This is a genomic window from Anaerosacchariphilus hominis, assembly GCF_014290175.1.
GTDB lineage: Bacteria > Bacillota > Clostridia > Lachnospirales > Lachnospiraceae > Laedolimicola > Laedolimicola hominis.
In genome coordinates this window covers 203,425-229,809 of sequence record NZ_JACOOR010000007.1, presented here as the reverse complement: position 1 = coordinate 229,809, position 26,385 = coordinate 203,425, and the positions used below count along the sequence as shown (strand labels likewise).

36 protein-coding genes and 2 pseudogenes are annotated in these 26,385 nt (G+C 40.7%); 11 read left to right on the top strand and 27 right to left on the bottom strand.

Translation table 11 applies throughout. From position 1 onward, the window contains the following. The 5 genes from H8S44_RS17030 to H8S44_RS13095 all read right to left on the bottom strand — a co-directional run. A partial coding sequence (locus H8S44_RS17030; protein ID WP_456298171.1) for a transposase-like zinc-binding domain-containing protein occupies positions 1–100 on the bottom strand: 100 nt, incomplete at its 3' end. Positions 101–365: 265 nt separating this feature from the next. Further along, entirely contained in the window at positions 366–521 is a 156-nt protein-coding gene (locus tag H8S44_RS16485; protein ID WP_243167611.1) for a nucleotidyltransferase substrate binding protein, read from the bottom strand. A 6-nt stretch (positions 522–527) separates the two neighbouring features. Beyond that, positions 528–776, bottom strand: a complete 249-nt coding sequence (locus H8S44_RS16480) for a nucleotidyltransferase substrate binding protein (RefSeq protein ID WP_243167609.1) — start codon at positions 774–776, stop codon at positions 528–530. After that, positions 763–1,053, bottom strand: coding sequence for a nucleotidyltransferase family protein (locus tag H8S44_RS13100; RefSeq protein ID WP_186873849.1), 291 nt, complete (start codon positions 1,051–1,053; stop codon positions 763–765). Before H8S44_RS13100 ends, H8S44_RS16480 begins: the two co-directional genes overlap by 14 nt. A gap of 139 nt (positions 1,054–1,192) precedes the next feature. Then, complete coding sequence (locus H8S44_RS13095; protein WP_117855337.1) at positions 1,193–1,525, bottom strand: winged helix-turn-helix transcriptional regulator; 333 nt, start codon at positions 1,523–1,525, stop codon at positions 1,193–1,195. Between the two features lie 142 nt (positions 1,526–1,667). Here H8S44_RS13095 and H8S44_RS13090 point away from each other — a divergent pair, with 142 nt between their 5' ends. Beyond that, on the top strand, positions 1,668–2,021 hold the full coding sequence (locus tag H8S44_RS13090) for a cupin domain-containing protein (RefSeq protein WP_158365201.1): 354 nt from the start codon (positions 1,668–1,670) through the stop codon (positions 2,019–2,021). 103 nt (positions 2,022–2,124) lie between these two features. Here H8S44_RS13090 and H8S44_RS13085 read toward each other — a convergent pair whose 3' ends face one another. Then, on the bottom strand, positions 2,125–2,493 hold the full coding sequence (locus H8S44_RS13085) for a DUF2500 domain-containing protein (RefSeq protein WP_158365200.1): 369 nt from the start codon (positions 2,491–2,493) through the stop codon (positions 2,125–2,127). 775 nt (positions 2,494–3,268) lie between these two features. Further along, positions 3,269–4,612, bottom strand: coding sequence for an MATE family efflux transporter (locus tag H8S44_RS13080; RefSeq protein WP_186873848.1), 1,344 nt, complete (start codon positions 4,610–4,612; stop codon positions 3,269–3,271). Positions 4,613–5,334: 722 nt separating this feature from the next. Between H8S44_RS13080 and H8S44_RS13075 the strand changes: the two genes are divergently transcribed. After that, on the top strand, positions 5,335–6,222 hold the full coding sequence (locus H8S44_RS13075) for a helix-turn-helix transcriptional regulator (protein WP_186873847.1): 888 nt from the start codon (positions 5,335–5,337) through the stop codon (positions 6,220–6,222). Between the two features lie 68 nt (positions 6,223–6,290). Here the strand turns inward: H8S44_RS13075 and H8S44_RS13070 are convergent, their stop codons facing one another. The 4 genes and pseudogenes from H8S44_RS13070 to H8S44_RS13055 all read right to left on the bottom strand — a co-directional run bounded on the left by H8S44_RS13070 (position 6,291) and on the right by H8S44_RS13055 (position 8,595). Then, positions 6,291–6,740, bottom strand: coding sequence for a GNAT family N-acetyltransferase (locus tag H8S44_RS13070; protein WP_456298170.1), 450 nt, complete (start codon positions 6,738–6,740; stop codon positions 6,291–6,293). Positions 6,741–7,379: 639 nt separating this feature from the next. Then, positions 7,380–7,703, bottom strand: a complete 324-nt coding sequence (locus H8S44_RS13065; RefSeq protein WP_186873845.1) for an LPS biosynthesis protein — start codon at positions 7,701–7,703, stop codon at positions 7,380–7,382. 145 nt (positions 7,704–7,848) lie between these two features. Next, positions 7,849–8,208, bottom strand: a complete 360-nt coding sequence (locus H8S44_RS13060; protein WP_186873844.1) for a DUF6054 family protein — start codon at positions 8,206–8,208, stop codon at positions 7,849–7,851. 54 nt (positions 8,209–8,262) lie between these two features. Further along, positions 8,263–8,595, bottom strand: a pseudogene (locus H8S44_RS13055) (winged helix-turn-helix transcriptional regulator). 142 nt (positions 8,596–8,737) lie between these two features. Between H8S44_RS13055 and H8S44_RS13050 the strand changes: the two are divergent. Continuing rightward, on the top strand, positions 8,738–9,091 hold the full coding sequence (locus tag H8S44_RS13050) for a cupin domain-containing protein (protein ID WP_117495883.1): 354 nt from the start codon (positions 8,738–8,740) through the stop codon (positions 9,089–9,091). Positions 9,092–9,257: 166 nt separating this feature from the next. Here the strand turns inward: H8S44_RS13050 and H8S44_RS13045 are convergent, their stop codons facing one another. The 5 genes from H8S44_RS13045 to H8S44_RS13025 form a co-directional block, all read right to left on the bottom strand. After that, positions 9,258–10,166, bottom strand: a complete 909-nt coding sequence (locus H8S44_RS13045) for a radical SAM mobile pair protein B (RefSeq protein ID WP_186873843.1) — start codon at positions 10,164–10,166, stop codon at positions 9,258–9,260. Then, complete coding sequence (locus H8S44_RS13040) at positions 10,154–10,843, bottom strand: radical SAM mobile pair protein A (protein ID WP_186873842.1); 690 nt, start codon at positions 10,841–10,843, stop codon at positions 10,154–10,156. Before H8S44_RS13040 ends, H8S44_RS13045 begins: the two co-directional genes overlap by 13 nt. Then, a complete protein-coding gene (locus tag H8S44_RS13035; RefSeq protein WP_186873841.1) occupies positions 10,840–11,277 on the bottom strand; it encodes a radical SAM mobile pair system MarR family transcriptional regulator in 438 nt (145 codons plus the stop codon). Before H8S44_RS13035 ends, H8S44_RS13040 begins: the two co-directional genes overlap by 4 nt. 132 nt (positions 11,278–11,409) lie before the next feature. Next, positions 11,410–11,793 (bottom strand): hypothetical protein, encoded by a 384-nt coding sequence (locus H8S44_RS13030; RefSeq protein ID WP_003864124.1) that lies wholly within the window; start codon positions 11,791–11,793, stop codon positions 11,410–11,412. A gap of 55 nt (positions 11,794–11,848) precedes the next feature. Next, positions 11,849–12,034: a hypothetical protein gene (locus H8S44_RS13025; RefSeq protein WP_186873840.1), complete on the bottom strand. Its 186-nt coding sequence runs from the start codon at positions 12,032–12,034 to the stop codon at positions 11,849–11,851. A gap of 311 nt (positions 12,035–12,345) precedes the next feature. Between H8S44_RS13025 and H8S44_RS13020 the strand changes: the two genes are divergently transcribed. After that, positions 12,346–12,585, top strand: a complete 240-nt coding sequence (locus H8S44_RS13020) for a DUF6061 family protein (protein ID WP_055197850.1) — start codon at positions 12,346–12,348, stop codon at positions 12,583–12,585. 325 nt (positions 12,586–12,910) lie between these two features. Here the strand turns inward: H8S44_RS13020 and H8S44_RS13015 are convergent, their stop codons facing one another. After that, the gene (locus H8S44_RS13015; protein ID WP_243167608.1) at positions 12,911–13,870 is read right to left on the bottom strand and encodes an ABC transporter permease subunit; all 960 of its coding nucleotides are present in this window, start codon (positions 13,868–13,870) and stop codon (positions 12,911–12,913) included. A gap of 286 nt (positions 13,871–14,156) precedes the next feature. On the opposite strand from H8S44_RS13015, the gene H8S44_RS13010 reads away from it, so the two are divergent. From H8S44_RS13010 to H8S44_RS12995, 4 genes are read left to right on the top strand one after another with little or no spacing between them, the layout of a single operon-like run. Then, positions 14,157–14,678: a nitroreductase family protein gene (locus H8S44_RS13010; protein ID WP_117767821.1), complete on the top strand. Its 522-nt coding sequence runs from the start codon at positions 14,157–14,159 to the stop codon at positions 14,676–14,678. 59 nt (positions 14,679–14,737) lie between these two features. Continuing rightward, positions 14,738–16,099 carry an MATE family efflux transporter gene (locus tag H8S44_RS13005; RefSeq protein WP_117767820.1) on the top strand — a complete coding sequence of 454 codons (1,362 nt, stop codon included), beginning with the start codon at positions 14,738–14,740 and terminating at the stop codon, positions 16,097–16,099. A 22-nt stretch (positions 16,100–16,121) separates the two neighbouring features. Beyond that, positions 16,122–16,541, top strand: coding sequence for a GNAT family N-acetyltransferase (locus H8S44_RS13000; RefSeq protein ID WP_117496007.1), 420 nt, complete (start codon positions 16,122–16,124; stop codon positions 16,539–16,541). Continuing rightward, on the top strand, positions 16,534–17,913 hold the full coding sequence (locus tag H8S44_RS12995) for an MATE family efflux transporter (RefSeq protein WP_117767819.1): 1,380 nt from the start codon (positions 16,534–16,536) through the stop codon (positions 17,911–17,913). Before H8S44_RS13000 ends, H8S44_RS12995 begins: the two co-directional genes overlap by 8 nt. Positions 17,914–18,086: 173 nt before the next feature. Here the strand turns inward: H8S44_RS12995 and H8S44_RS12990 are convergent, their stop codons facing one another. The 5 genes and pseudogenes from H8S44_RS12990 to H8S44_RS12970 all read right to left on the bottom strand — a co-directional run bounded on the left by H8S44_RS12990 (position 18,087) and on the right by H8S44_RS12970 (position 21,467). Beyond that, on the bottom strand, positions 18,087–18,797 hold the full coding sequence (locus H8S44_RS12990; RefSeq protein WP_186873839.1) for a DUF6040 family protein: 711 nt from the start codon (positions 18,795–18,797) through the stop codon (positions 18,087–18,089). After that, positions 18,775–20,497 (bottom strand): annotated as a pseudogene (locus H8S44_RS12985) (MobA/MobL family protein). The gene H8S44_RS12990 and the pseudogene H8S44_RS12985 overlap by 23 nt, the downstream one beginning before the upstream one ends. After that, positions 20,473–20,778 carry a hypothetical protein gene (locus H8S44_RS12980; protein WP_118049357.1) on the bottom strand — a complete coding sequence of 102 codons (306 nt, stop codon included), beginning with the start codon at positions 20,776–20,778 and terminating at the stop codon, positions 20,473–20,475. Before H8S44_RS12980 ends, H8S44_RS12985 begins: the two are co-directional and overlap by 25 nt. Then, positions 20,778–21,092: a relaxasome subunit MobC gene (locus H8S44_RS12975; RefSeq protein WP_186873838.1), complete on the bottom strand. Its 315-nt coding sequence runs from the start codon at positions 21,090–21,092 to the stop codon at positions 20,778–20,780. The genes H8S44_RS12980 and H8S44_RS12975 overlap by 1 nt, the downstream gene beginning before the upstream one ends. A 144-nt stretch (positions 21,093–21,236) precedes the next feature. Beyond that, positions 21,237–21,467 carry a helix-turn-helix domain-containing protein gene (locus H8S44_RS12970; RefSeq protein WP_003505382.1) on the bottom strand — a complete coding sequence of 77 codons (231 nt, stop codon included), beginning with the start codon at positions 21,465–21,467 and terminating at the stop codon, positions 21,237–21,239. Positions 21,468–21,641: 174 nt separating this feature from the next. Between H8S44_RS12970 and H8S44_RS12965 the strand changes: the two genes are divergently transcribed. Next, positions 21,642–22,271 (top strand): helix-turn-helix domain-containing protein, encoded by a 630-nt coding sequence (locus H8S44_RS12965; protein WP_186873837.1) that lies wholly within the window; start codon positions 21,642–21,644, stop codon positions 22,269–22,271. 160 nt (positions 22,272–22,431) lie between these two features. Continuing rightward, positions 22,432–23,727: a tyrosine-type recombinase/integrase gene (locus tag H8S44_RS12960; protein ID WP_186873836.1), complete on the top strand. Its 1,296-nt coding sequence runs from the start codon at positions 22,432–22,434 to the stop codon at positions 23,725–23,727. 141 nt (positions 23,728–23,868) lie between these two features. Here H8S44_RS12960 and H8S44_RS12955 read toward each other — a convergent pair whose 3' ends face one another. From H8S44_RS12955 to H8S44_RS12945, 3 genes are all read right to left on the bottom strand, one after another. After that, complete coding sequence (locus H8S44_RS12955; RefSeq protein WP_118662133.1) at positions 23,869–24,393, bottom strand: hypothetical protein; 525 nt, start codon at positions 24,391–24,393, stop codon at positions 23,869–23,871. Between the two features lie 61 nt (positions 24,394–24,454). Then, the gene (locus tag H8S44_RS12950) at positions 24,455–24,835 is read right to left on the bottom strand and encodes a DUF2500 domain-containing protein (protein ID WP_118543096.1); all 381 of its coding nucleotides are present in this window, start codon (positions 24,833–24,835) and stop codon (positions 24,455–24,457) included. Positions 24,836–24,902: 67 nt separating this feature from the next. After that, on the bottom strand, positions 24,903–25,118 hold the full coding sequence (locus H8S44_RS12945) for a hypothetical protein (protein ID WP_186873835.1): 216 nt from the start codon (positions 25,116–25,118) through the stop codon (positions 24,903–24,905). Positions 25,119–25,237: 119 nt separating this feature from the next. Here H8S44_RS12945 and H8S44_RS12940 point away from each other — a divergent pair, with 119 nt between their 5' ends. Beyond that, positions 25,238–25,486: a helix-turn-helix domain-containing protein gene (locus H8S44_RS12940; protein ID WP_186873834.1), complete on the top strand. Its 249-nt coding sequence runs from the start codon at positions 25,238–25,240 to the stop codon at positions 25,484–25,486. Positions 25,487–25,521: 35 nt separating this feature from the next. On the opposite strand, the gene H8S44_RS12935 is transcribed toward H8S44_RS12940, so the two are convergent. Continuing rightward, on the bottom strand, positions 25,522–26,184 hold the full coding sequence (locus tag H8S44_RS12935) for a hypothetical protein (RefSeq protein ID WP_186873833.1): 663 nt from the start codon (positions 26,182–26,184) through the stop codon (positions 25,522–25,524). Beyond that, positions 26,090–26,359 (bottom strand): hypothetical protein, encoded by a 270-nt coding sequence (locus tag H8S44_RS16980; protein ID WP_330593577.1) that lies wholly within the window; start codon positions 26,357–26,359, stop codon positions 26,090–26,092. Before H8S44_RS16980 ends, H8S44_RS12935 begins: the two co-directional genes overlap by 95 nt. Between the last annotated feature and the right edge of the window lie 26 nt (positions 26,360–26,385).

The window sequence follows — 26,385 nt, the reverse complement described above, 5'->3', positions numbered from 1 at the left end:
ATGTTTTGCAGCCCTTACAAAACCAACGTTGCGAACCGGCTTTTGTCTTTCCTGATTTAACACATTTTTTACCACAAATAGGACAATTTACTTGATTCATTTAACCTTCCCTCCATGGTTCTAATTTTAAGAAAGATTAAATGCCTGCAAACCCTTTATTTTCAAGAGCTCACAGTACTTTCTATCAACACGTTTTGTCCTATAAGTCTCTATTTTACTGCAAAACCGGTCCTGAGAATTTATCAATATCACTTTCATTTTATCGAATGAAATGTGTAGCTACACGTTCCTCTTTTTCCGGCAGACCAAACATTTCTTTACTCAACGCAATACTCTTCATCAGTTTTCTTTCCTGTGATAGCCTCTTACATCCAGCTACTTTCCGCTTCATCCAGCTTCTTCACCAACGTATCTTTAAGAGCGGTAAAAGCAGGAATAAAACTATCACGTATCAACAGAATCATTTCGTCCACTTCATCTTCATTGTATATATGGACAGAAGTATTTCTCTTTTTTAGCATAAGCAGCTATACTTCCGAATCACTGATAAATCCTATTTTATAAGCAAGTTGCAGAATTTCACGCGGCGATCCGGTCGAAGCTTCTTCTATGCCATGCATTCTCATAATTTCCTGTAAGGCTTTCCTTGCAAGTTCAAAAGTAAGATTAAATTGTCCAATAATTCCTGTTCGATATATATCATTTGTTTCCGCCAACTTAAAATCAGCATTTGCTAATACCGCCAGACAGTTTATGAAGTTATCAAGCTTTTTCATAAATCACTACGCCATCCTTCTCTATTTCTTTTTTTAATTCATTGGAAATTGATACATCCGCCTGTACCACATCAATCATCAGGAGCGAATGTATATTTTCCTTTACATCCCAATAAAAGCTATCAAAATCTCCACCGTATACTGCGATATCGACATCGCTTCTTTCTGTGCTCGTACCCCGTGCGCGGGAGCCAAACAGTACGATTTTCGTAACAGCATACTTTTGCGCAAAAGAACACAGTTCCTCTACTATTCGATCCGGTAAATGATATTTCATATTCAGTATTGACCCCTTTATATAAAATAAGTTCCAATATTTATTTTTAGCTTAGCATAATTTTACCTGATTAACAAGTTGCCCATACTAATCACATCTACAAACTTAAATTATTCAAGCTTTTCAAATACTAACGTCCTTAATTCTGTTCAATAATTGATTTATAGTAGTTACCAAAGTCAGCAAGTGAATTAACAATTGGAAGCATTTTTGTTCCGAGTTCCGTTAAGCCGTATTCAACTCTCGGTGGCTGCTCATGGTAATCGTGGCGATATGCCAGCCCATCACTCATCATTTGTCTTAAACTATCTGTCAAAACCTTTTGTGAAATACCATCTATACTTCGTTGTAGCTCATTGAATCTCCATGGGCGCTCTTTCAAGTTACGCAAAATCAGCAGTTTCCATTTTCCTCCGATAAGAGATACTGCTGTTGCAACTGGGCATTCCGGCAATTCTTCTTTTGTTCGCATAATTCTCACCTCCGAGTCTATTGTAACACATTCATTTTTGAGTGTACAGTTACAAAAAGGTGCGTACTTGTTTTTGTATGTGCCTTACACTATACTAATACCAAGCAATCGGAAACTACAAATTAACTATGGAGGTATTATCATGGTAAATTACACAAAAACAACTATTGGAAAGGAAAACCGAATTGAGCTGCATGAAAAGTTGTCTTTAACAGGTGCAGAAATCAGTTTAAACGAACTACCTGCAGGAGCAAATGTCCCATTTATTCATTCTCATAAAGAAAACGAAGAAATCTATGGAATTCTTTCAGGTAACGGCAAAGCAATAATTGATGGAGAAGAAATCAGTCTTTCAACTGGAGACTGGCTAAAAATCGCACCTGCTGCAAAGCGTCAGTTTTTTGCATCCGATATTTCTGGAATTACTTATATCTGCATTCAGGTAAAAGAAAATTCTCTGGAACATTTTACAGCAGAGGATGCTGTAATCGGCTAATTAAAAGTATTTATTTACAAAAATGCACAGTTCACGATAAGCTAAGAACTGTGCATTTCTTTTTTGTTCAATATTACGTTTTCTCAATTTTTCAAACAAGAAGTTACCGTTCAAACGCCAAATATCTCGTTCCTTGAAAAGTCAGTTCCCCTGTATCTCCTTCTGCAAGCATTCCATATTCTATTCCAGACACCTGAAACTCCATTCTATCTCCGCTTTCCATCTGAAATGTCACATAATACATCGTATTTGTTGTAGTATAGAATCCATGTGCTCCACTCACATCACCTGCATTTGCATATTGATGATGTGTAATGTTTTCTCTCTTCGCAACAATAATAGCTGACACAGTTAATTTGGGTGACTGATTATTCTTATTCCACGTAACAAATCCCTGTCCCAAAGAAAAAATAATAATACCAATCACAATAATAAACACGATTGGAACTATAATACTCATTGGATCAAACATCCTCTATTCACCTCTCCTCATATAATCCAAGTTTCCAGTTCCACAAATTCCGATTTGCACACCCCTATTCTACTACAAGCTTTCTCTTTTCTGTCTGTCCATAAGCAATAGGATAAACATAATAAACCATATTACCCATGCAATTAAACACCCAATTCCCTAATACTGAATATCTATGATTCCTCCCAGAACAAACGGGATTGGCATAAGCATCATTCCTTTTCCATATGCTTTACAAATAGCGTTTTCGTTATATTTCTTTCGCTCATCTATCTTTTTTATGTTGGATTCATTATACCATACTATTTTTTAACCAAAAACTTAATTCTTTTTTAATATCGTTTGTCAAAAGTTAAAAAAGGGAACACTTGAAATTGTCTAGCATATATGCTATTATATGCATAGGCAAAAAGTAGTGAGTAGTCCGTAAGGGCAACAAAATCCCCAGTAGTTGCAGCTACTGGGGATTTTTATTCCGTTTGGGCAAGGTGGCTTAATCCTTAGGCTGGTTGCCTTTACTCGTTATCTCCGTCCAACCATTTGCACTGGTATTTCTGGCCATTTCCCTTGTCAATACAATTCCACGCATTGCTTTTTGTACTCATAACTGTATTTCATAAAAATACCCCCCAATACTGAGTGTCCAGTATTGGGGGTACATATCACTTGCCGGGGTCTATTTTTATCATCACACGGAACACCGGCGAATTTTTCTCGCGTCACATTCTCTGTAAGTGAAACCCGTCAGAACAAAGCACCTCTCCACTGCATGAAATCATTGAGATACCGCTGCTTTATCCTCTGGCCACGATCTTCTGAGCGCCGCATAGGAAATAAGGAAGTTTGCAAGCCAACCTGCCGGGACTGCAAGCCAAACAAAAGCAATGCCAAAACGCGGTGCACAAATCAAAGCAACAGACAAGCGGATTGCAAGGTTTACCATATTTGCAATAAGAAACGGCCGCATGATTCCAAGTCCGCGAAGAACGCCATCGGTTGCCATCTTGATGCCCATGAAGATGAAAAAGTAACCAAGCCATCTCATATAATCACCGGACACCTGATAGGCCAACGCGGTTCCGTCTTTTCCCAAGAACAACGAGGAAATCTGTGTGTGCAGTGTTTCAATGACCACGAAAGCAAGAACTGCAAAGCACAGATCCAGCACCAGTGCAACATGGTAGCCTTTTTTGATACGCTCAATTTTCTTTGCGCCAAGATTCTGGGATACAAACGGCGAAACTGCATTGCCGATGGATACGAAGATCAGCGAAAAAACATTTTCTACCCGCATCGTTGCCGCATACCCGGCAAGTGCCTGTGTGCCGAAGGGATTTACCACTGCCTGCACGATCATCATACCGATAGACACTGTGGACTGCTGCAAAACCGATGGTACCGCAATGCGAAGCATGGAATACAGCTCCTGCCGGTCGAACCTGCTAAAGGAGCTCTTGTATTGCCGCATCCGAGACAGAAAGAGCAAAAACGAAAACACGGCAGAAATTCCTTGTGCGATCAAGGTCGCAAGGGCTACACCAAACACCCCCAGACCAAGACCAGCCACCATCCAGAGATCCATAAAAATATTCAGGATAGATGAGAATATCAGCAGTCCCAACGGAATTTTGGATTCACCGATGGAAGTGAACATGGTGGAAAGAATGTTGTACATGAATAGAAACGGGAAACCCACAAAGTAGACACGCAGATACAATACTGCTTCTTCCAATATATCGGCAGGGGTCTGTAATCCGCTCATCATGAAATGAGAAAAGCAAAAGCCAAAGACACCAAGGACAACGCTTAAGATCAGAAAGCTGATCAGGGACGTTGACACAATGGTTTTCATTTTACCATAATTTTTTGCACCAAAATAGCGGCTTACAAGCACACCTGCGCCCACACCAGCACCAAGCGCCACACAAATAAAAACATTGGTCAGTGCAGCACAAGCACCAACAGCCGCAAGTGCCGAGGAGCCAACAAATTGACCAACTATTATGGAATCGGCCATATTGTATACTTGTTGAAAAAAGCTGCCAAGGATCATCGGCATCGCAAAAACAGTCAGCGCTTTAAGGGGTGGATCTGTGATCAAATATTCATCTTTCGACATGATTATATTCCTTCCAAAAATCGTTTATCGCAAATTTTATCGCAAGTCAAGAAATTAGTGCAACATTCAAACGGCATCTTTGCGATATGCAATTCACCGCTGCTGCATTAAAAAGTTGAATTGCTATAAATAACCAACAATCAATGTAACGATTGCTGCCAAAATCGCTTTACCCATATAATCACACTCCTTTGTCAAATTTCGATTGAGATTTCACCCGTTTTAAGAAATTTAACTGTTATATTTTGTTATCAAGTTCTCCGCAAACCATTGAAAACACTGGATTGGTCGCAGGTAAGCTTTTCCTTATTGTTTCCCTTGTGTTATATTGTCCCGTCAGTGTTTACAAACTCTGATAAGGGCAAATACAAGGGTGCAGGACATCCGATGGATGTCCGCTTTGCGCCGACCGTAGCGACAACAGAAACCAAGAAAATCATATAAAATAGTATAACACAAAATAATAGTAGTTTTTTCATAAGATTTTTCTCCATATGAAAAACATATGTCCTGACATTATAAAGAGTGTGTTAATATATATTTACCATGAAATCATAGAAAAATCGGAAATGCCACGCAAAGTAGCAGAAATAGTTGAAATGCAATCCCTGCTTGCTTGTAGTAAAAATTACTCTTTTCTATACTAAAATTAATCATCACCATTGCTTTATGATGAATTAAATTGTTATAAGTACTATCATTTACAGAGGAGGTCACAGAACATGACATTTGCAGAAAAGTTAAAATCCTTACGCAAACAAGCAAGTATGTCACAGGAACAATTAGCAGAAAAGCTTGGTGTATCAAGACAGGCTGTCACAAAATGGGAAACAGACACCGGTATTCCCGACCTTGAAAATATTAAGTCAATTTCATCATTGTTTGATATTTCTATTGATGAATTGCTTTCTAATGAAAAAGCATCTCAAAAGAATTCAGAGCATCTCTTTGAAAGTGTAACAGAATATGATATTGATGAACCCAAGCGCTATGATATGAAATTCGGTGGAGCAAAGCGATTCGTATTATGCGGATACAAAGGTGAGAAAATTCGGATCCGTCTGGTATCTGATACGCTCCCCACACTACAGAATGATTTTAAAATCAAAATAGATGACATCAGAAAGCGAATTGATGTAGATGTAAAACGGATGAATGGCGTTACGGAAGCAACTGCTAAAGAGGCTGTCAGCATCTTTGTACAGATTCCTTCTCCATATATTGGTCAGATTGAATGTGCTGTTAATACGGAAACTGTGGAAATTCACTCCCTTAAATGTGACAGTATCGAGCTAGATGTAAAGACATCGCACGTTACCTTAGATGATGTTTCTGGTACAGTCGAAATAAACTGTAATCTTGACATGGAAGTATTATGCAATTCATTAAATGGTGAAGTTGATATCAACCAGATATCAGCAACATCAAGAATCCATATTCCTGAAAACAGTGTATTTACAGCAGTTACAAAAGGAATTGGAACAAACATTTTTTATAAGAAAAATGGACAACCGACAGATCGGTTTGATACATCGGATTCTGAAAATATCATTGAGCTGAATGGTATAAAAAGTGAACTTGTTATCTATACGGGCAAAGAAAGAGGTTAAGCAGTAAAAACAAATTTTGGCACCGTTTTGGCACCGGAAAGGGGCTGATTACACTTACAGACTGAAAGTTATAAACATCTTTGCAAATATACCATATCTCTTAACTGTACACCACACTCATAAATTGGGTGGTCATAATTGTCCGTAAAGAAATTCGGAATATTATGAGAACGGACAAATCCGCATTTTTCATAAAATGGTACGGTCAACGGACTGTCACCTGTTCCAACTTGCAAAACAGAATATTCATCTGCATATTTACTGGCAAGAAAATCAATTAGTGCTTTCCCATAGCCCTTTCCTTGATTTTCCGGATCGACTGCGATATTCTTGATTTCAAGTATTTCGTTACCTTCATCGGTGACAACACATTCAGCTTTTACATTACCATCTTCAAGTACATACATATTACCTTTTTCAAGATAGCGATCAACCATGCTCTCCTGTTCATCAGCTAATAGCAATAATGATATAAACTGCTTTTTATTTTCATTCACTTCTCTGATTTTCATATCCATTACTCCGTCAAACTTGAATTTTATCGTTCTTTCATACAATACACATAAGTCTGTACAATATTACGCATATAAATAAACTGATTATGTTTGCTCTATTTGTTTTATAGTTTGCATTTGTCGGATTTCATTTTTTTATTTTGTTATTTCAAGTAAAATCAAATACATGCAATGGGACAATAACAATAATAAGACTAAATAGTAAAGTCACTATCTTTAATATTTTACTTTTTTTCCAGAAAAAATAGTACATTGCAAACTGCAATATTATACTTATTGTAAAATAAAGTATCCACTTTAATTCCCATTGCACAATAGCTATTATTGATTCATAATCAAATTCAGTAAAAATTATGCATACAATAAATATCCAAAGAAAAAGTAAAAATACAATAAATTCGTATCCTGCTAATGCAAGTACTTTTTTTCTTATACTTGCATTTCGCATAAAAAAACAACCCCAATAGATAATATACACAATAAAAATGTTCTATAATAATCCGAAAAAATTATTTCTGTTATCACATTCGTGTCTCCTATAAAAACTTCTGTTAAATCAGCACAATTTTTCAAATATTGATAGCAGCAATATTCCGATTTTACGCTCTCTGCAACTTCCCGACAAATTGGAATTTGACTTGCCTATTTTCTTAAAATCTCATGTGGAGCTTCTATTTCATTTGCCAAGGTATGCTCTGTTAATTCTGACATCAATTTCAATTTTTTATTAATCAATGGTCGCATACAATTAGGAACATGTTCCTGATGCGCTCTGTGGATTGCTACACATTCCTTACAGTTTCCGTGATAACGACAGGCTTTCAGGCAAGGACAGTGAGCTTTGTCTTTATACTCCTTACGAAATTCCGCTGCAAATTCTTCTTGCAGTCTCAGCCCCTCGACACGGTTTCCCTTATGAAATTCTACCATTGCATCCAGTTCTTTCTGGTTCCCTTCAATCTTCATGTTATTATAGCGCCTCCATTTCAACTATTCCTCATTTTCTGATAAATTCCGATTTTAATGTCTCTATTATACCATAATGATACTATTATAAAAAAGGAAAAAGAGCTCCTTCGAGCTCTTTTGATTCAGTTCTGTAAACTTGAATTTATCTAACTTTTCCTTGAAAGCCTAAATTCTTCAAAGCATCTTCTCCAAACTTTGCAAAGTCACCTTCTGCACCAAAAGAAAAGAAAGCTTCTTTACCACCAGTGGCAATAATATCTGCACTCTGATACCCCTGATACTCGGATAACATAATTACTAAACTGGCATAACTTCTTGTTCGTAAAAACCAGTTTTCAAAAATTAATAGTAGTGTTTTGGTGTCTCCCAATTCACGTATAATTTCGTCTTTGAATTCCACATCGGAGAACTTACGTTTATCAAATTCTTCTTTGATTTTATTTTTGATTTCATCTAATTCATATCGTTTTTTAGCATACATTTCGACTTTCTTGCTTGCCATTGAAAACACTCCTTTCAAATTCCGATTGTTCGAGCTTTTCAAATACTAACGTACTTAATTCTGTTCAATAAGTGATTTATAGTAGTTACCAAAGTCAGCAAGTGAATTAACAATTGGAAGCATTTTTGTTCCGAGTTCCGTTAATCCGTATTCGACTCTCGGTGGCTGCTCATGGTAATCGTGGCGATATGCCAGTCCATCACTCATCATTTATCTTAAACTATCTGTCAAAACCTTTTGTGAAATACCATCTATACTTCGTTGTAGCTCATTGAATCTCCATGGGCGCTCTTTCAAGTTACGCAAAATCAGCAGTTTCCATTTTCCTCCGATGAGAGATACCGCTGTTGCAACTGGGCATTCCGGTAATTCTTCTTTTGCTCGCATAATTCTCACCTCCGAGTCTATTGTAACACATTCAATTTTGAGTGTACAGTTACAAAAAGGTGCGTACTTGTTTTTGTATGTGTCTCACACTATACTAATACCAAGCAACCAGAAACTACAAATCAACTATGGAGGTATTATTATGACAAATTACACAAAAACAACTATTGGAAAGGAAAACCGAATTGAACTGCATGAAAAGTTGTCTTTAACAGGTGCAGAAATCAGTTTAAACGAACTACCTGCAGGAGCAAATGTCCCATTTGTTCATTCTCATAAAGAAAATGAAGAAATCTATGGAATTCTTTCAGGTAACGGCAAAGCCATAATTGATGGAGAAGAAATCAGCCTTTCAACTGGAGACTGGCTAAAAATCGCACCTGCTGCAAAGCGTCAGTTTTTTGCATCCGATATTTCCGGAATTACTTATATCTGCATTCAGGTAAAAGAAAATTCTCTGGAACATTTTACAGCAGAGGACGCCGTAATCGGCTAATTAAAAGTATTTATTTACAAAAATGCACAGCTCCCGATAAGCTAAGAACTGTGCATTTCTTTTTTCTTCAATTTTACAATTTCTCTATTTTTCAAACAAGAACTTCTCGATTTCAAATGGCGATAAATAAATCTCACCACCATCATCAGTTTAATTTTCGTTTAGATTAACGATTTCTTTTTCCTGTATTCTCTGTCCCTCGGATTTCCTCATGATAGAAATAATCTACGATCACCGGATGTCCCTGCGGGACTCTGCCATAAGGCATTTCATTATCCACAAAGGGACAATCATACTTCTTAGCCATTTCCTCAGCTTTTACTTCAAGTGCTTCAAAGTAGCTGCGGTTATGCTTGTTATAGATCTCGTCGTAAAGTGGTACAAGATCAGGATATTTTCCGGCGATATAATCCATAATTGTCTTTTTGAAACCGCCTCGAAGATTAAGATTTTCGAGCCAGAACAGATCGCACTGATCCTTTACCCGCTCAAAGATTGCTTCAAAATTCGTGATACCGGGGAATACCGGAGATACGAAACAGACTGTACGGATACCTGCTTCATATACCTGCTTCATAGCAGCGATACGGCGCTCAATGCTAGAAGCAGAGTCCATATCGTTCTTGAAATTTTCATCTAGTGTGTTGATCGACCATGAAACGGTTACTCGTCCAAGCTTCTTCAGCAGATCAATATCTCGTACCACAAGATCCGACTTTGTGCAGATCAGAATATCTGCGTCACTGCCGATCAGCTGCTCCAGAAGTTTTCTGGTATTCCCGAATTGCTCCTCCTGTGGATTGTAGCCATCTGTCACAGAACCGATGACCACCCGCTGTCCGGCATATTTCTTCGGATTCTTAATTTCCGGCCAATGCTTCACATCAAGGAAAGTGCCCCATTCCTCCTTGTGTCCGGTAAAGCGCTTCATAAAAGAAGCATAGTAATACTTGCAGGCGTGTGTACAGCCTACATATGGATTGACCGAGTAACCGCCTACAGGCAGACTGGACTTGGTCATGATGTTCTTTGTTTCCGCCTCATTAATGAGGATTCCATTTATTACTTCTGCCATAAACTCTGTACCTCCAACACTTTATTGAATTCATCCGGCATTTCCTGAATCATATTTTCATTCCCTATGATAGGGACAAGATCTTCCTTCATAAATACCGGAATGTCAAGCATATGCGCCTGATCTGTCAGAGACCATGCCCACTCCGGCTCCGTATGAACCTTCCTGCTCTGAACTCCAGTCATGGTGCCGACAACGATCCAGTTGATCCCGGAAAGATCAACTGAACCTGGATTGTCGAATAGCGGCTCAAAGGTAACATGATAGTGTTTTGCTCTGACATTTTCCCGTAGTGCGTCAATACGCCACAGTTCTGCTTTTCTCGTCACCGTAACACCAAACCATGCGTTTTCCAAATCTGTATCAAAATCCAGCAGATCTGGTCGCTTTGTAAGGAACAGGAACTGATGCTGTGGATTTTCACGGATTTTTTCAAATACCTCGTCTCTCCATTCTGACTTCCAGCCGGAAAGATCGCTCATGCCGGTAAGAAGAAAGTTCTGCGGACGTTTCTTTTCCATCATCTTGAGCTTACCCGGAAAGAATTCAGGGTCAGCAAAGTCATCAATCATATGCCAGCGTTTCACATTATTGCGGGCATAGCAATATGCACACCCCACTGTACATCCGATGACGATATTCATGTTTTGAATCTGATCTTTGATACAAATACTCATGATTTCTGCCACTCCTCAAGATTCTTTCTGATACGGTCGAGGCATTCCTCAAACTGGGTAATTTCTTCCTCCGAAAAACCTTTGTAGTAAATACTGCCCATTTTATCAGATACAGAATCGTATTTGTCCTTTAAGGCATGTGCTTTTTCAGTCAGAAACAGGAGTGTTTTCCTTTTGTCCGCTTCAGACTGAACACGTCTTATCAGCCCTTGATTTTCCATTCTTTCCAGCATCGTAGTAAGAGAAGTTATCGCTAATCCACATTTAATCGAGAGTGACCTGATTGAGATTCCATCTTCCTGCCACAGTACATAAAGAATACGCCCTTGGGCTCCGTTAAACGCATCAATATTCTTTTCGCTGAGAATCTTCTCAAAGATTCGATCTCCAAGTTGTTTTATTTTGGTAACAAGAAATCCGCCATTCATTTTCACACAAAAACTCCTATATAGTATTTTATCAAATAATACTATATAGGAGTTTTACTGTCAACAGTTTGTATGTCTAAGTAAAAGTAAATTCCGATTTCTCAGTTTCAAAAACTGGAAGTTATCTTTATGCCAAGTTTACTTGTCAATCACAAAATAAGCAATCACCATTACCAAAGAAATGGTCAATCCTATGTAAAACTCGGGGAATGCTAATCGAATGCTATTCTGTAAACTGACTTCACCGGTGACAGTCAATGTATGCCAGGTGAGAAATTTATATATTTCGGAGACCACGATCCCAATCGTGCCTAATGCGCCTAAACCTTTACTAATACCTCGCTTCTTGAAGGGAAACCATACTCCTAAAACAAACAAAATGACAGACACCATTCCAATAGGATTGAGCAGATTTATCAAGCCGGTAATTTCCTGTACACCTTTTAATCCACCATATTGGTTAAATAACATTGGTAATAAACTGATCAGAAACGCTATTGATAGAATCATTTTCTTTTTCATCCATTCACACTCCTTCGCCAAATTTCTGATTTTTTCTTTTAAAAGCTGGAATTTTTCACTTCTTTATCTTAGGAGCAATAAGCAGCACTACTGTCACAAGAAAATATACACCATACAGTAACCAAGTAATTGTATTACTCCAAGGGAAACTCTTTTCTGGATGATTCAATGCAAACATTATAAATACAATAGCTATAATCAACATTGTCAAACCGATAATCTTTGATATACTCCTTTTCATGTAAAGTCCCTCCTCAAACTGGAATTGAGATTTCATATATTCCAAGGAATTTAGTAACTGTTATATTTTATTATCAAATATCTCTCAATCCCTTGAAAACACAAAGTTTATCGCAGGTGAGCTTTCCCTTATTGTTTCCCTTGTGTTATATCGTCCCACCAGTGTTTACGAACTCTAATAAGGGCAAAAACAAGGGCAAGAAAATTATATAAAACAGTATAACACAAAATAAAAGTGGCATGGTGAACTGATTGAAATGCTTCTGATTTTTGCAACAAATGATTGATTTAACGATAAGGAGATTTGATACGATGAGAACAATATTTGCAGAATACACTCCCAAGCGCAACAGTATTGATGTTTACACCTCTGTTGGCTATATGCTCCGCATTGACTGTTGGGAAGCTGAAAAGAACTTAAAAACCACACCAGGATCAGACTGTGCATTAAACGCACTCGCCATTGATGAACCTCTTGAATATGCGAAATTATATCTTGATGGAAATTTGCAGATGTGGGTAGATGCGGAAGACTCATTAGACATTTTTTAATTTTTAAACAAATACAACAGTTTAAATCGCTATTAACCACAATATTTCCGGAAGATTCATTATAGGTTTGTGTAAACGCAAAGAAACGGCGGCTCTGAAAATCAAAGCCGCCGTTTCATAAGCGCGTGAAAATATGTCTGCTGTACGACGGCTTTTTTTCTTTTGCCGTCGTGCGACAGATAATCAATTCATTCTATTTTGAACTTCTTTTATGCTACCTGATGTCTGCAATAGGAATGAATCGCCAAGAATGTAAACACAAATAATTCAATTCCTGCCGAAATCAAAATAACATGCGGTGTCCAGAAACTCATTCCACCGATATTCAGATAATTGAAATTTGCAAGCTGATAAAGGAAATTGTTCTGCATACCAATTCCAGCAAATGGAAGTATGGTAGAGAGCCATGTTGCTCCCATCGCACATAAGCAAAAAGCGGCATGAGAAGAACTACAATAGAGATCAGCAAAACTGTCAATGTGTCTTTACATTTTGCAGACAGTAACAACGTACAGCTAACCGTTGCTAATACAGAAATCAAGCCCGCTGCTGCGAGAATTATCTGCAACTGCCCCAGATTGATGTTTGGCAGGTTAATGATAGAGTATAGCATCTGAAACGATGTTTTTAAGCAATCCGTCCCGAACGCTGCATCTAAAATCAGAATGTGTACCGTGATCCCGACAAGGAAAGTAACAACGAAAAGTGTAAATGCCGCCAGAATTTTTGTAATTGCTAATTGGTTACGCCCGTATTTGGTAGTTCGCAGGATGCTGTCACCGCCCGTTTGATATTCTCCGGCAAAAGTAGGAGCTGCGGTTGCCACGCACAAAATAGCAAGGAACAAAATATAAAACTCAATATAATCAAATGCATCTTTAGAAATTCCAGAATGAAGATAAAAAGGCGTATCAAGTTCTGAATATTTTTCAAGAGCTTTCTGCTGTGCGGTTTCGTCTTCTCTTTGCTCATTTCGCATGACATCCTGTAAATCTTCTGCGCACTTTTCATAATAGGCTCCGTCAATGTCATTCGGGTCAATATCCATTAAATCAGCACCAATGCCTGTTAATGGATCAGCAAACGCTTCGGACAGACCTTTCAGCAAGGGACGGATCGGGACGATTTTTTCAATATTTACAGCCAGAGGAAGGCCCTCTTCCTCGACTGGCCCATATTCTCGAACGCAGCTTTGATAAGTTTCCAAAGCCGATTTAATCCTATCCGGGGTCACTTCACCAGCGGATGTTTTATATAAATCTTGTTTGTACTTGATAGCTGCCAAGCCGTCTAATTCTGTAACCGTGCCATCTTCGTTTGGACGGTTAATACCTTCAAATGATGCTCATGTGCCATAAAGTAACACAAAAAAGCAATAGACAGCCTCCACAATTCCGTAATGATTGATGCTTGACGGTCTCCTGAAAGTTCGCTATAATAATAACCGTAAAATTTGAGTGGACTTTTCCGGATTCGGTCATCTTTTTGCCACACAACTGTCTAGTGATAGTTGTGTGGCTTTTTTGTTGCCTGCATCTCGGAAATGTTGACAGAATGGAGGATGATTTTTTATGGAAAACAACTTCTTATCTCTGATCAAGACGCGCCGCAGTGTAAGGGCTTATAAATCAGAGTTTGTCCCCTCCGAGGCTTTGGACGCTGTACTGGAAGCAGGGACTTACGCTCCTACCGGCGGAGGACATCAATCTCCAACCATCATTGCAATTACGGACCCAAAATATAGGAAGGAGATTGCAAAACTAAACGCAGAAGTGATGGGGAGCAACACAGACCCTTATTATGGCGCACCTGTCGTGATCCTGGTTTTGGCAGATGGCTCCGCAAACACCTTTGTTGAGGACGGAAGCTGCGTCCTTGAAAATATGATGCTCGCTGCCCATGCCCTTGGCCTGGGAACCGTATGGGTACATCGGGAACGTGAGATTTTTGACAGTGAAAGCGGCAAGGCTCTCCTGCGGGAGTGGAAGCTACCGGAAACCTTGCGTGGCGTCGGGGCGATTGCATTGGGTTATCCGGCCCAGGAAGCCGGTCATCCCGCTGCACGCAAACAAAACTATATTGTTCGGATTTAATGTCCCGCTGTCCGGCGCAATTTTTTTGCGCCGGACAATTTGTGGAGAGGAGGGAAAGTATGCAGACCAATAATAAAATGGCGGTTGCTCCTGTTGGAAGGCTCATTTGGCAAATGTCGATACCGCCGCTAATCTCCATGTTCCTGCAATATTCCTATAATCTGATAGACAGTGCGTTTATAGCGCGGTTGAGTGAGAATGCACTAACGGCTGTTTCTCTGTCATTCCCGATTACAACACTGATGAATGCGGCGTCTATCTGGATCGGTGTCGGCGTGAATGTACTGATTGCAGGGTATCTTGGGGAGAAAAAGCAGGATGAGGCAAATACCACCGTCACACATGGATTGTTACTGGCCTTTGGAATTGGTGCTTTGCTCAATCTTCTGTCATTACTGATTATGAAACCCTACTTTGGAGCATTCACCAATAATGAAGAAATTTATCAGTTGAGTATGGCCTATATGAGCGTATGTTCGTTCATGCAAATTCCTAACATGGCGCATATCGCAATCCAGAAGATGATACAGGCTACCGGGAACATGGTTGCTCCCATGTGCTTCCAGATTGCAGGAGTGGTCGTTAATTTTGTATTCGACCCACTCCTAATTTTTGGTATTGGTGTTTTTCCGGCTATGGGAATCCGTGGCGCTGCGGTGGCTACTGTTGCGGGCTATTTGTTATCCATGATTTTGGCATTTGCCTTGCTGCTGGGCAAAAAGCAGAAAGTGCGGATAAAGATCAAAGGATTTCATTTGCAAAAGTGGCTGATTGGCCGTATTTTCACCCTTGGACTGCCGTCTTTTATTATGAATGCCCTTAGTTCTTTTATGGTGACTTTTGTAAACTTTTTTCTGGTCGCCTATTCCGATACGGCAATCGCTTTCTTCGGTGCGTATTTTAAGGTGCAGCAGTTGATTGTCATGACGGTCAACGGGCTGATCCAGGGCTGTCTTCCTATTATGCGGTTTAACTACGGTGCGGGAAACAGAGATAGGCTGCACTCTGCTTTCCGCTACGGAACCGCTTTGGTCTCCGGTATGATGATACTGGGAACATTGACCGTCATCCTCTTTCCGGCGCAGCTTTTGGGATTATTTACGGCGTCGGAATCCATGCGTTCCTTTGGAATATCCGCTATGCGGATTATGGCGGTCAGCTACCTGTTCTGCGGATGGTCTACCATGATCTCCACCTATCTTCAGGCAACAGAACAGGTCTTTCCAAGTATGCTGATCCAGCTACTGCGTCAGTTTCTGCTGCTCATTTCATTCATGTGGGGGCTGGAAAAACTCCTGAAGATTACAGGGATCTGGCTGTCCTTCCCTGTCACAGAAACGGCAACATTCGTTCTGGCGCTTCTGATCTTCCGAGCAGGCAGAAAAAAAGAAACGCTTTGCAGCGGTACAAAAACACAGTAAGAACAGGAAAAGGAGAGACGATATGGAAATACATATTAAAAAAGGGCTAGATGCTCTGCAAACAGAAACCGTACTTCGCCTTCTATCACAGACCGTATGGGCATGCAACAGAAAGAAAGAAGCAATTATGGAGTCATGGAAACACTCTATCTGCTATGGAGCCTATACCGCCGACGGAAAACAAATCGGATTTGCAAGAGTGATAACAGACTATGCCACCCAGTATTATATTTGTGATGTTGTTGTGGATGCAGATTTCCGGCACAGGGGTGTGGGCGCCTCTCTCCTAAAGGCGATTACGGCAGAAGACACATACCGTTCCCTGCTGGGAATGCTGATCACGGAAGAGGCTGAACAGTTTTATGAACCCTTTGGCTTCCGAAAAGATCCGATCTGTTTTATGACAAGAAAAGAAACACCGGAGGCAATCACGAATGAATGAAACTTTTATGAAAGAAAAACCGGTATTACCGCTGATTTTATCCATGACCCTGCCTATGGTTTTATCCATGCTGGTTAATTCTCTATACAACATTATCGACAGCTTTTTCGTCGCACAGATTAGCGAGGAAGCTATGACGGCGTTATCACTGGTTTACCCGGTTCAAAATTTCATCAATGCTGTCGGAATTGGATTTGGCGTTGGAATCAACGCAGTCATCGCCTTCTATCTGGGCGCTAGAGATAACAGGAAAGCGGATCAGGCTGCAACGCAGGGACTTGTGCTTGCCGTGATTCATGGCGTTGTCATGACAGTCTGCTGTATCGCAATGATGCCGGCTTTTTTAGGAATGTTCACTTCATCCGAGACAGTGATTGAACTTGGCGTCCGCTATTCTGTTGTTGCGTTCGCTTTTACATTGATTATCATTGTTGGTGTAACATTCGAGAAAATATTCCAGGCAGTAGGAAACATGAAAACAACCATGATAAGCCTGATGTGCGGGTGCATCACAAACATTGTCTTAGACCCCGTTCTGATTTTTGGCTATGGCTTATTCCCGGCAATGGGAATCGAAGGCGCTGCGCTGGCAACCGGTATCGGGCAAACTCTGACGCTGGCAATTTATCTGGTCGTTTATTTTGTGCGGCCAATCCGCGTACATATTCGCAGGCAGTACATTCTGCCCGGCAAAGGAATGGTATTGAAGCTATATTCAATCGGCATTCCTGCCACCTTGAATCTTGCACTTCCGTCTCTTTTGATTTCGGCGCTCAATGCTATTTTAGTAGCATTTTCCGAAGTGTATATTTTGGTTTTGGGAATCTATTACAAATTACAGACTTTCATCTATCTGCCGGCGAATGGCATTGTGCAGGGGATGCGCCCCCTGATCGGCTATAACTACGGCGCGGGCGAGAACAAAAGGGTCAGTCAGATTTATAAGATTGTCTTGTGCATGAGCGGTATCATTATGGTACTTGGAACAGTGATATGCCTTCTGATCCCCGGCCAGCTTATGGGGCTGTTTACCCACACAGAAGCGACGATTCAAGCCGGGGAAACGGCTCTGCGTATCATCGGTGCTGGGTTTATCGTTTCTGCGGTTTCCGTTACATCTTCCGGCGCATTGGAGGGACTTGGAAAAGGCACTCCTTCATTACTGATTTCCCTTTGCCGGTATGTAGTAGTCATCATCCCGGCCGCGTTTTTACTCAGCAGGTTTTTCGGGGCCGTTGGCGTCTGGAATGCGTTTTGGGTCACGGAAGTGATTACAGCAATCATTTCTATTTGTATTTACTACAAGGCAATAGCAAAGCCAGCCGAGCCAGTCAACGGTCAAGATGAACGGCGCCATACGCGCCGCCGTTGACAGCCCCGCCCGCCTTTGCAGATTGATATCATTTACTGCTGTTTTGTCTTTGAACTGCTTGCTTAAATGCTCTATTTCCAGTTCCATGCTTACACTCCTCGTGCTAATATGATAATATATATTAGCACGAAAATAAAGACATATAGTACCAATAAAATATCGGTATTTTTGTTTTAATGATATCCCCTTGTTTCTCGCCATCCCCTTACATACCACCTGATTCCAACATATACCAGTTGCACGAATAATAAAAGAAATAGCAGATTGATTGGCAATGTTGTCTTTATCCACTTCCCAAAGTAGATAGCTGTTGCCATGCTTATAAGTATTACCATTATGGTAATACTGTCCCAACAGTATTTCTTATATAGACCTACAATCTTTATTTCGATGAATGCCAAAAGTATTCCCACACCCACCAGACATCCACCGGAAATCAGTATTCTTATCATCCAGTATATAATTCCGGCAACGACAGGATTGGATATTCCATTGCTAACTTGTGCCACATTCTTCCCTGCCAGTATAGTCAATCCTGCAATGTTCTGTATAAAAGTGGCGATTGTATCAAAGAATACCACGCAATCAGAAATAAATATTTTTGACCGTATCATCTGAAAAAGAGTAGTTGATACGGAATACCATATCAGCAGAAACATCAATGCTTCATATATAGCTGTTTTTGCTTTATATCTGCCTGCCAGTTTTTCTCTCTGTGTATCATACCTTTCCTTAGCTTTCAGATAAGCTGTCTGTTTACAATTCCCGCACTTTTGATAGAGCACCGGCTTTTCAACCGGTATCTCTACTTTTTTCTGATGGGAGAGTGCATAATCCCGTTCATGTTCTGCCTGTCTCTGCTTATCTCGACATTCCTCTATCATGGCTTGGGCGGTGTGCGTTTTCTTTTTCTCGCTCTGCAATAATTCTTTTGTTTTCCTCAAGTCGTTCTTTAAGGCTTGAATGTTCCCTGCTCTGTTCTCGCTGTTTAACCTCTCGTTCAAGGTCAGCGATTCGTCGAGCTGCACTTTCAGTTCCTCGATAGTCCGGTCTTTCTGGTCGAGTTCTTCCTGCATCTGCTCCGTCAGCAGTAGCAATTCTTCCAGTTGATCGTTGCTCTTTGAGTTTTCGTATTCTATCATCTATATCCCTCGCTTTCTCTATCTGCTGTTCAATGTCAGCAATTCGCTGTTCTGTTTCTGCAATAGCCGGTTCTCGCTGTTTAATTTCTGTGCTAATTCCTGCCATTGCTGATTCTCGTCTGTAAGTCGCTGTATCTGGTCTGCCTTTTCTTCCAGAAGCATCAGCAGTTCTTCTGTATCCGGCAAGATTTGAAGCAGCTCTGATAATTCTTTCTCTAATTGCTGCAATCGTTCTTCCTGCTCCTGAAAGCACATCAGCTTCTCGTCCTTTTCCTGTATCTCCTGAAGCATCTCTGCCATGATATTCTGTTGTCCCTCTATCTGTGTAATCATTGCTTCCATCATGGGAATTACTTCTTTGCTTTCTTCTAATGTCATTCAAACACTCCCTCCACATAGACAATGCACCGGATACCTTACCAAAGGTTGCAATTACCTTTTGCAGCAGTGCATTTTGTTTTTTTAATCATCTGGTTTTCCTCAACCTTCCATGAACCTTTCCTTATCTGTCCGGTGAGATATTTTTCCTCAATCTTTCTTGCATCCGCACCCTCATGAATCGTAGGGACTTTTAATTTGCCCTGTCTTTCATAAGAGCGGTGGTCAATCTGATTGTCTATGGATAAATGCCGGTTACACATCCTAGCCCATTCGCTTCGCCATAACTCACAATTCTTTGGATTATTCCAGCCGGTAGCATCGGTCAGAACCCGTTTCCATTGTTTTCGGTTTCTTGCCCCGACTTTCTGTACTCCGTTTTCATCAAGTACCGGAATACGGATTCCATGCCGGTCAGGATTTTTCTTATCCTGCCACCAGTCCGGGTGGGATTCATCAACTACGATATTTCCGTCAGTATCTCTGACAAAATCCCATTCCTTAACTTCTTTGCTGCCCCATGAATGGTCTGGATTGAACGGTCGCATGGTTACAAGTAAATGCACATGCGGGTTTCCATCATTCTTATCGTGTATGCTCCAGTCGGCACACATTCCCTTATCCACGAAAGTCTTTTGAATATATTCCGTTGTATAATCAATCTGTTCCTGTCTGCTCCATTCTTTCGGCAGGGAAAATTCAAATGAGCGTCCAAGCTGTGCATCTGCATTTTTTTCTATCTTCAATACCTCATTCCATAGCCGCTGTTTCTGAAATGTGATTTTAAACTTTTCCAGTGCGGCATCTTTATCATCCGCTCTTTTATAACGGATAGACAGTTGAAACCTTTTTATATTTTCTTCCGGTACATGCAGCCATTCAGGAGGTGCATTTTCGCACATCATCAGACTGGTGTAGACGACTTCCTTTTTGGAAGTATAGTAGCTGATCCTGCCTGTTTCCTCATTCTTCATCACATCTCCGTTAAGATATGCAGATGCGGATATGACAGATTTTCCTTTACTGCGTCCGACAATCTTTACTGTAAAATGAAATATCGCCATGTTATGATTCCCCCTTTCTGCCGTATCCGGCATTGATTTCCGACAGCATCTTCTTCTGGTTTGGCAGGAGTGAAGCTGTCGGAACGCCCTCTGCGCAAGAGTGTCCCCTGCGGCATGAGCAGGTCTGGCTGAAAGCCCCGCCGACGGAACGAGCCCGGCAAGCGTAAGCGCAGACCGGTTGCCACTTGTGGCAAACTTATAAGGACGACCTCTGGTTGTCCATAAGTGCGCCCTTCATTCAAAGGCAATGAAGGGAATGGAAAACCCACTCCCTCCGCCATTACACTTCCTCCATGTCTGTAACTAATTCTTTCTGCATCGCTTTTGAGAAAAACTTCCCGTTTGTTTCCTGCCTTTTTAAGAAGCCTATCAACTTTGGTAAATCTTCCTCCTCAATCGGACAGCCAAGAACTGATTCCACCGCTCCTCCAATCTGACAGAGCCTGTGGGTTCGTTTTTTACTTTCTTCCACTTTCTTTCTCTTTTCCAGTTCCTTCCGCTGTGCTATGAGCTTTTTTGTAGCTTCAATGCTTTCCTGTTCCTTTTTCTCTAATGCACGTATTCTTTCTTCATAAGTCTTTGTTGATTTCGCCATATCGTCTTCATCCTTTCTTTTTCCGGTAAACAACAGTTCCCGGTTGCATATCAGGAGAAGCACATGGTATAATCCTCTTGCGTGTAGGTATATCATGGCTTCGGTCTGATAGAACCTTTGGCGGTTTCGTAGGAAGCCGCCTTTTTAAGTTGCCACATTTCTTGTGACAGCTTTTACATTTCCTTTATCCCTCAGATCTCGCCCCTCGTTGGCTTCCATGAACTTTTCCAGAATGTCAGTTTTAATAAGGACTTTTCTTCCGACTTTTAATACCGGAAGCTTCTTCCATTCAACCAGCTTTCTCAAAGTGTTTCTTCCAATTCCTGTATAGTCGGCTGCTTCCTCGATGGATAATGCAATCTTTCTTTCCGTCATCTTGTCACCTCCTGTTAAATTGCATTATGCAATTTTTGTTGTGCTGTTAGTATAGCGGTTTTATATTGCGTTGTCAAGCGTTATGAAATTTTAAAAGTAATCATTAAATTGCATATTGCAATTATGTAAGGTACATGCTATAATTCATACATACCGAAAAAGGAGGCAATCAGCATGAAAGATAAAGAACTACGCAAGCTGATAGGCAGCAGGGCAAAACAGCGTCGTCTGGAATTAAATCTGACACAGCCTTATGTTGCAGAGAAGATGGGAGTTACCGCTTCCACAATCCTGCGTTATGAGAATGGTTCGATTGACAATACCAAAAAGATGGTGCTGGAAGGTCTTTCGGAAGCACTTCATGTATCTATTGAATGGCTCAAGGGGGAAACCGATGAATACGAAACCGATATTACGGATAAGAAAGAATTACAGATTCGTGATGCAATGGGCGATATTCTCAAACAGTTACCTTTCGACCTTAATAAAAAGGAAGATGCTTTTTCAAAAGATTTACTGCTGTTAATGTTAAAGCAATATAACCTGTTTCTGGAATCATTCCAGTTTGCCTGCAAGAATTACAAGGGCAGCACGAATGAATCGGATATTGCAAAGGTAATGGGGTTTGAATCGAATGATGAATATAACGAGATTATGTTTCTCCGGGAGATCACCCATACTGTTAATGCTTTTAATGACATGGCAGATATTGTAAGGCTCTATTCCAAGAAACCGGAAATGGCAGAACAAAGGCTTGAAAATCTTTTATCAGAAGTTTCGTATGAGGATTCCGATTCGGTATAGAACGACAACCGGAGTTATGATACAATGAGCACGAGCGAGTCAGGCTGTTTACAGATTTGACGAGCGGCGAATTGGCTTATGGACTTGTCCATAAGATGCCTACACGCAAGAAGCATTTCATCAGTTCCGATTGTCTGATATCGAAAGGAGACACACGATTATGGCAAAAGGATCTGTAAGAAAAAAAGGAAAGAAATGGTACTACCGCTTCTATGTAGAAGATGCAAGCGGAAATCTGGTTCAGAAAGAATACGCTGGAACAGAAAGCAAAAGTGAAACGGAAAAACTGCTCCGTCAGGCAATGGACGATTACGAAAGCAAGAAATTCATTGCAAAGTCGGAAAATATTACAGTTGGAGAATTACTTGATATATGGGCAGAGGAAGAATTAAAGACCGGTACTCTCAGTAATGGGACAGTCCAGAATTACCTCGGTGCTATTACCCACATCAAGAAGCATCCAATTTCAGAGAGAAAGTTGAAAAATGTAACATCTGAGCATTTACAAGCCTTCTTCAATCTGCTTTCCTTTGGTGGCACTTATCCAGATGGTTCAGAAAGAAAAGGTTATAGCAAAGATTACATTCGTTCTTTCTCGGCAGTATTACAGCAGTCATTCCGATTTGCAGTATCACCAAAGCAATATATCACTTTCAATCCGATGCAGTATATTAAGCTGAAATACCAGACGGATGAGGTTAACCTGTTTTCCGATGATGACATGGATGGCGATATACAGCCAATTCCACGAGAGGATTATGAAAGACTGATTGAATTTCTACAGGATTACAATCCACCGGCAATACTTCCAATCCAGATAGCTTATTATGCAGGACTTCGTATCGGTGAAGCCTGTGGTCTGGCATGGCAGGATGTAAATCTTGAAGAACAGTGCCTTACAATCAGACGCAGTATCCGATATGATGGTTCAAGGCACAAGAATATCATCGGACCAACCAAACGAAAAAAGGTAAGGATTGTTGATTTTGGAGATACGCTGGCAGAGATTCTTCGCAATGCCCGAAAGGAACAGCTTAAAAACCGAATGCAGTACGGAGAACTTTACCACAAAAACTACTACAGAGAAGTAAAAGACAAAAACAGAGTTTACTATGAGTTCTATCATCTGGACGGAACAGAGAATGTTCCAGAGGATTATAAGGAAATATCCTTTGTCTGCTTAAGACCGGATGGAAGTCTGGAACTGCCAAGCACGTTAGGAATTGTTTGCAGGAAGATTGCTCAGAAACTGGATGGATTTGAAGGATTTCATTTTCACCAGCTGCGACACACCTACACAAGCAACCTTCTGGCAAATGGAGCAGCACCAAAGGATGTGCAGGAACTGTTAGGGCACTCAGATGTCAGTACCACCATGAATGTCTATGCACACTCTACAAGAAAAGCCAAGCGGGAATCTGCAAGGTTACTTGATAAAGTGGCAGGCAATGACTAAATAAAACTTTCCCTTATTTCCCTTACGATTATCTCATAAGGGCAAAAATAAGGGAAAATACATATCATTTCACTAATGCACAGGCTGAAAAGCCTGTAAAATAGGGAAAGTTAGAAAGATATTTCGGCAAACTGGAAGTTGTCAAAGAGAATTGTTCCAGTATTCCACAGTATTGCCATTCACATCATAGAATGTAATGGTTCCCGCATTTATAGGCAAAACAATCGCAAAAGGTTTATTGCTGTCAATGTCAAGCACTTGAATTGTGTTGCCGTCATCTATTTCAAGCTGTGTTACCTGTTGCTGATTCATAGAAATAAATGCTCGCTCATTATATCCTTCTACGGTGTACTCGGCAATTCCTCTTTGAACCCCCGAAAGGTTTCCACCCCCACGGAAAAAGTATCCAAAGGAAAGACCAGGGCGGTTGACATAGACGGAAAAAGAATGGTCACTCAAATCCTGAGGGTAAGAAATATATGCAGCCATCGTGCTGGAAACGCTTCCATCGACCGTCCAATCATCCTTAATCTTCTGCGACGAACGAATATCTGCCTCCAGCTTAGATGAAGTCACGCCGATCTCATTGTTCGTATAAAGAAAACAAACAAATAAAATACAAACAAGAACAACCCCTATCACAATTTTAAGAAATATTTTTTTCACGCTATCAAAACTCCTTGTCAACTACCAATTTTCTTAATTCTACAAACTTGAAATTCTACTTCTATTTTTCAATAGCCCTCTCGAATCCCAGATAACGACTTCCCTGGAATGTCAGCTTTCCTTCGTCTCCTTCTGCCAGCATTCCATACTCTTTTCCATATACAGAAAATTCCATCCGATCACCGCTTTCCACCTCAAAAGTAACATAATAAGAGGTGCTGGTGGTAGTATGATACCCGTGAGTTCCTGAAGTGTCTCCTCCAACCGGCTCGTTGTGATGTGTCGTATTCTGTCGCTTGGCAGCCACCCTGGCTTCCACCGTTAAACGGGGAGAATTATTATTTTTATTCCAAGTTCTTATTCCACTTATAAAGGTAAATAGGATCATCCCAAATATCAGTAAAAACATAACTGGAAAAATCAAATCAAATAAATCAAACATCATATTCATAAACTCTCCTTCTGTAACTTCCAATTTGTACACCCCTATTCTACTACAAAACCGTCCTTTATGAAAGCCTCTTAATCTTCTCCCTGGCCTCATACAACTCCTTATCCTTCGCCATCAGGTATTGCAACAGAAAACTATAATCATCACCCGAAATCAGGCCACTGGCACCATATCCAATAATCAAACGAATGAATCGCTGCTCATTTTCCGGTAAAGAATCAAGAGTCTGCCAAAGCAGATAGACCTCTGTTGTCAGTTTTAATTCACTATCCATTTCTATATTTGCCTCGCTTAAACTTATTTTTGGCACTCAGTAAATGTCATTTGTATAGCAATCCTATCATACACTATAAGAAAAGTAAATGACATTTAGTAATTGTCAAAAGGTGAGCTATGTATAAGAACAAAATCGACAACATGAATAACCTCTCTGGTATTGCTATCCGTAATCTTCGTATAGAAAAAGGCTGGTCTCAACGAGAACTGGCTGACGCTTTGCAGCTTCTTGGCCTGGATTTGGACAAGAATGCTATCCAGAGAATTGAAGCCCGGAAGCGGTTTGTCACGGATATTGAATTAACCTATTTTGCTAAAATCTTCGAAGTTGATTATTCCGTTTTACTGAATTTCCAGGCAGAATAAAATCCCCCCAGGACACTCTCCTGAGGGATTCTTCACTATCTGGCTCCTCTGCCACTACTACGATAACCTCTGTATTCTTCTCTCTCCTCCGTTCTTTTCTTTGCTTCCCGGAGCTGCATATCCATAAACCCTTTCGCTTCTGTCCGCCTCCTCCATTCTTCCACCGCAGCCCTATATGCTTTATACTCTTTTCTGGCCGCCTGATATTCCTGCATAAACTCCTGGACTGTTTCATATCCATGCTCCCGTACAATCCCAGATAGCCAGCGTTTCATGCTTGCTACCTGCTGTTTCAATGAATCCACTTGCTCCTGCAGATCTTTCCGCTCTTTCCTCTTAAATATCCCTGTCGCACAGGCCAGTTCATTCCTTACCCGTCCCAGTTCAAGCTCCCTGTTGAAAATGGCTTCGTTCTGATCATCCAGCTTTCTTTGGATTGATTCAAGCTGTTGATATTTGGCTGCAAGCGGGCTTCTTACCGGAAACTCCAGTCTTTCTTCTTTCGCCTCCGCTACTCTTTCCCTTACCTTCTCAATCAGCTCTTTCAGCTTGGAAACTGCCTCGAAAAGATACAGCCAAAACAGCTCTGGCCTTTTTCCTCTCCTATTGATACTCGCTTTTATCTCTTCCGAAATACACTCCGGCTTTATCTCCCGGATCTGCTCCTCTGCCGCTCCGCTGACCAATGCCTGAGCCACCGTAGCATTCCACTCCTGCCCAGTATGCTCTCAGAATCTTACCTGCTATGGTAAGATATCCTTGCTGTGCCAGCTCAGCATTCATTCTCCTGACCAGCTTGTAGGCATGAGATTTTGAACAGTTTAGCTCCCTTGCTACATCTTCGGCATTCATCATATACTTGTAATCTGCCATTCATTCTGCCTCCCTTCTCCAGAACG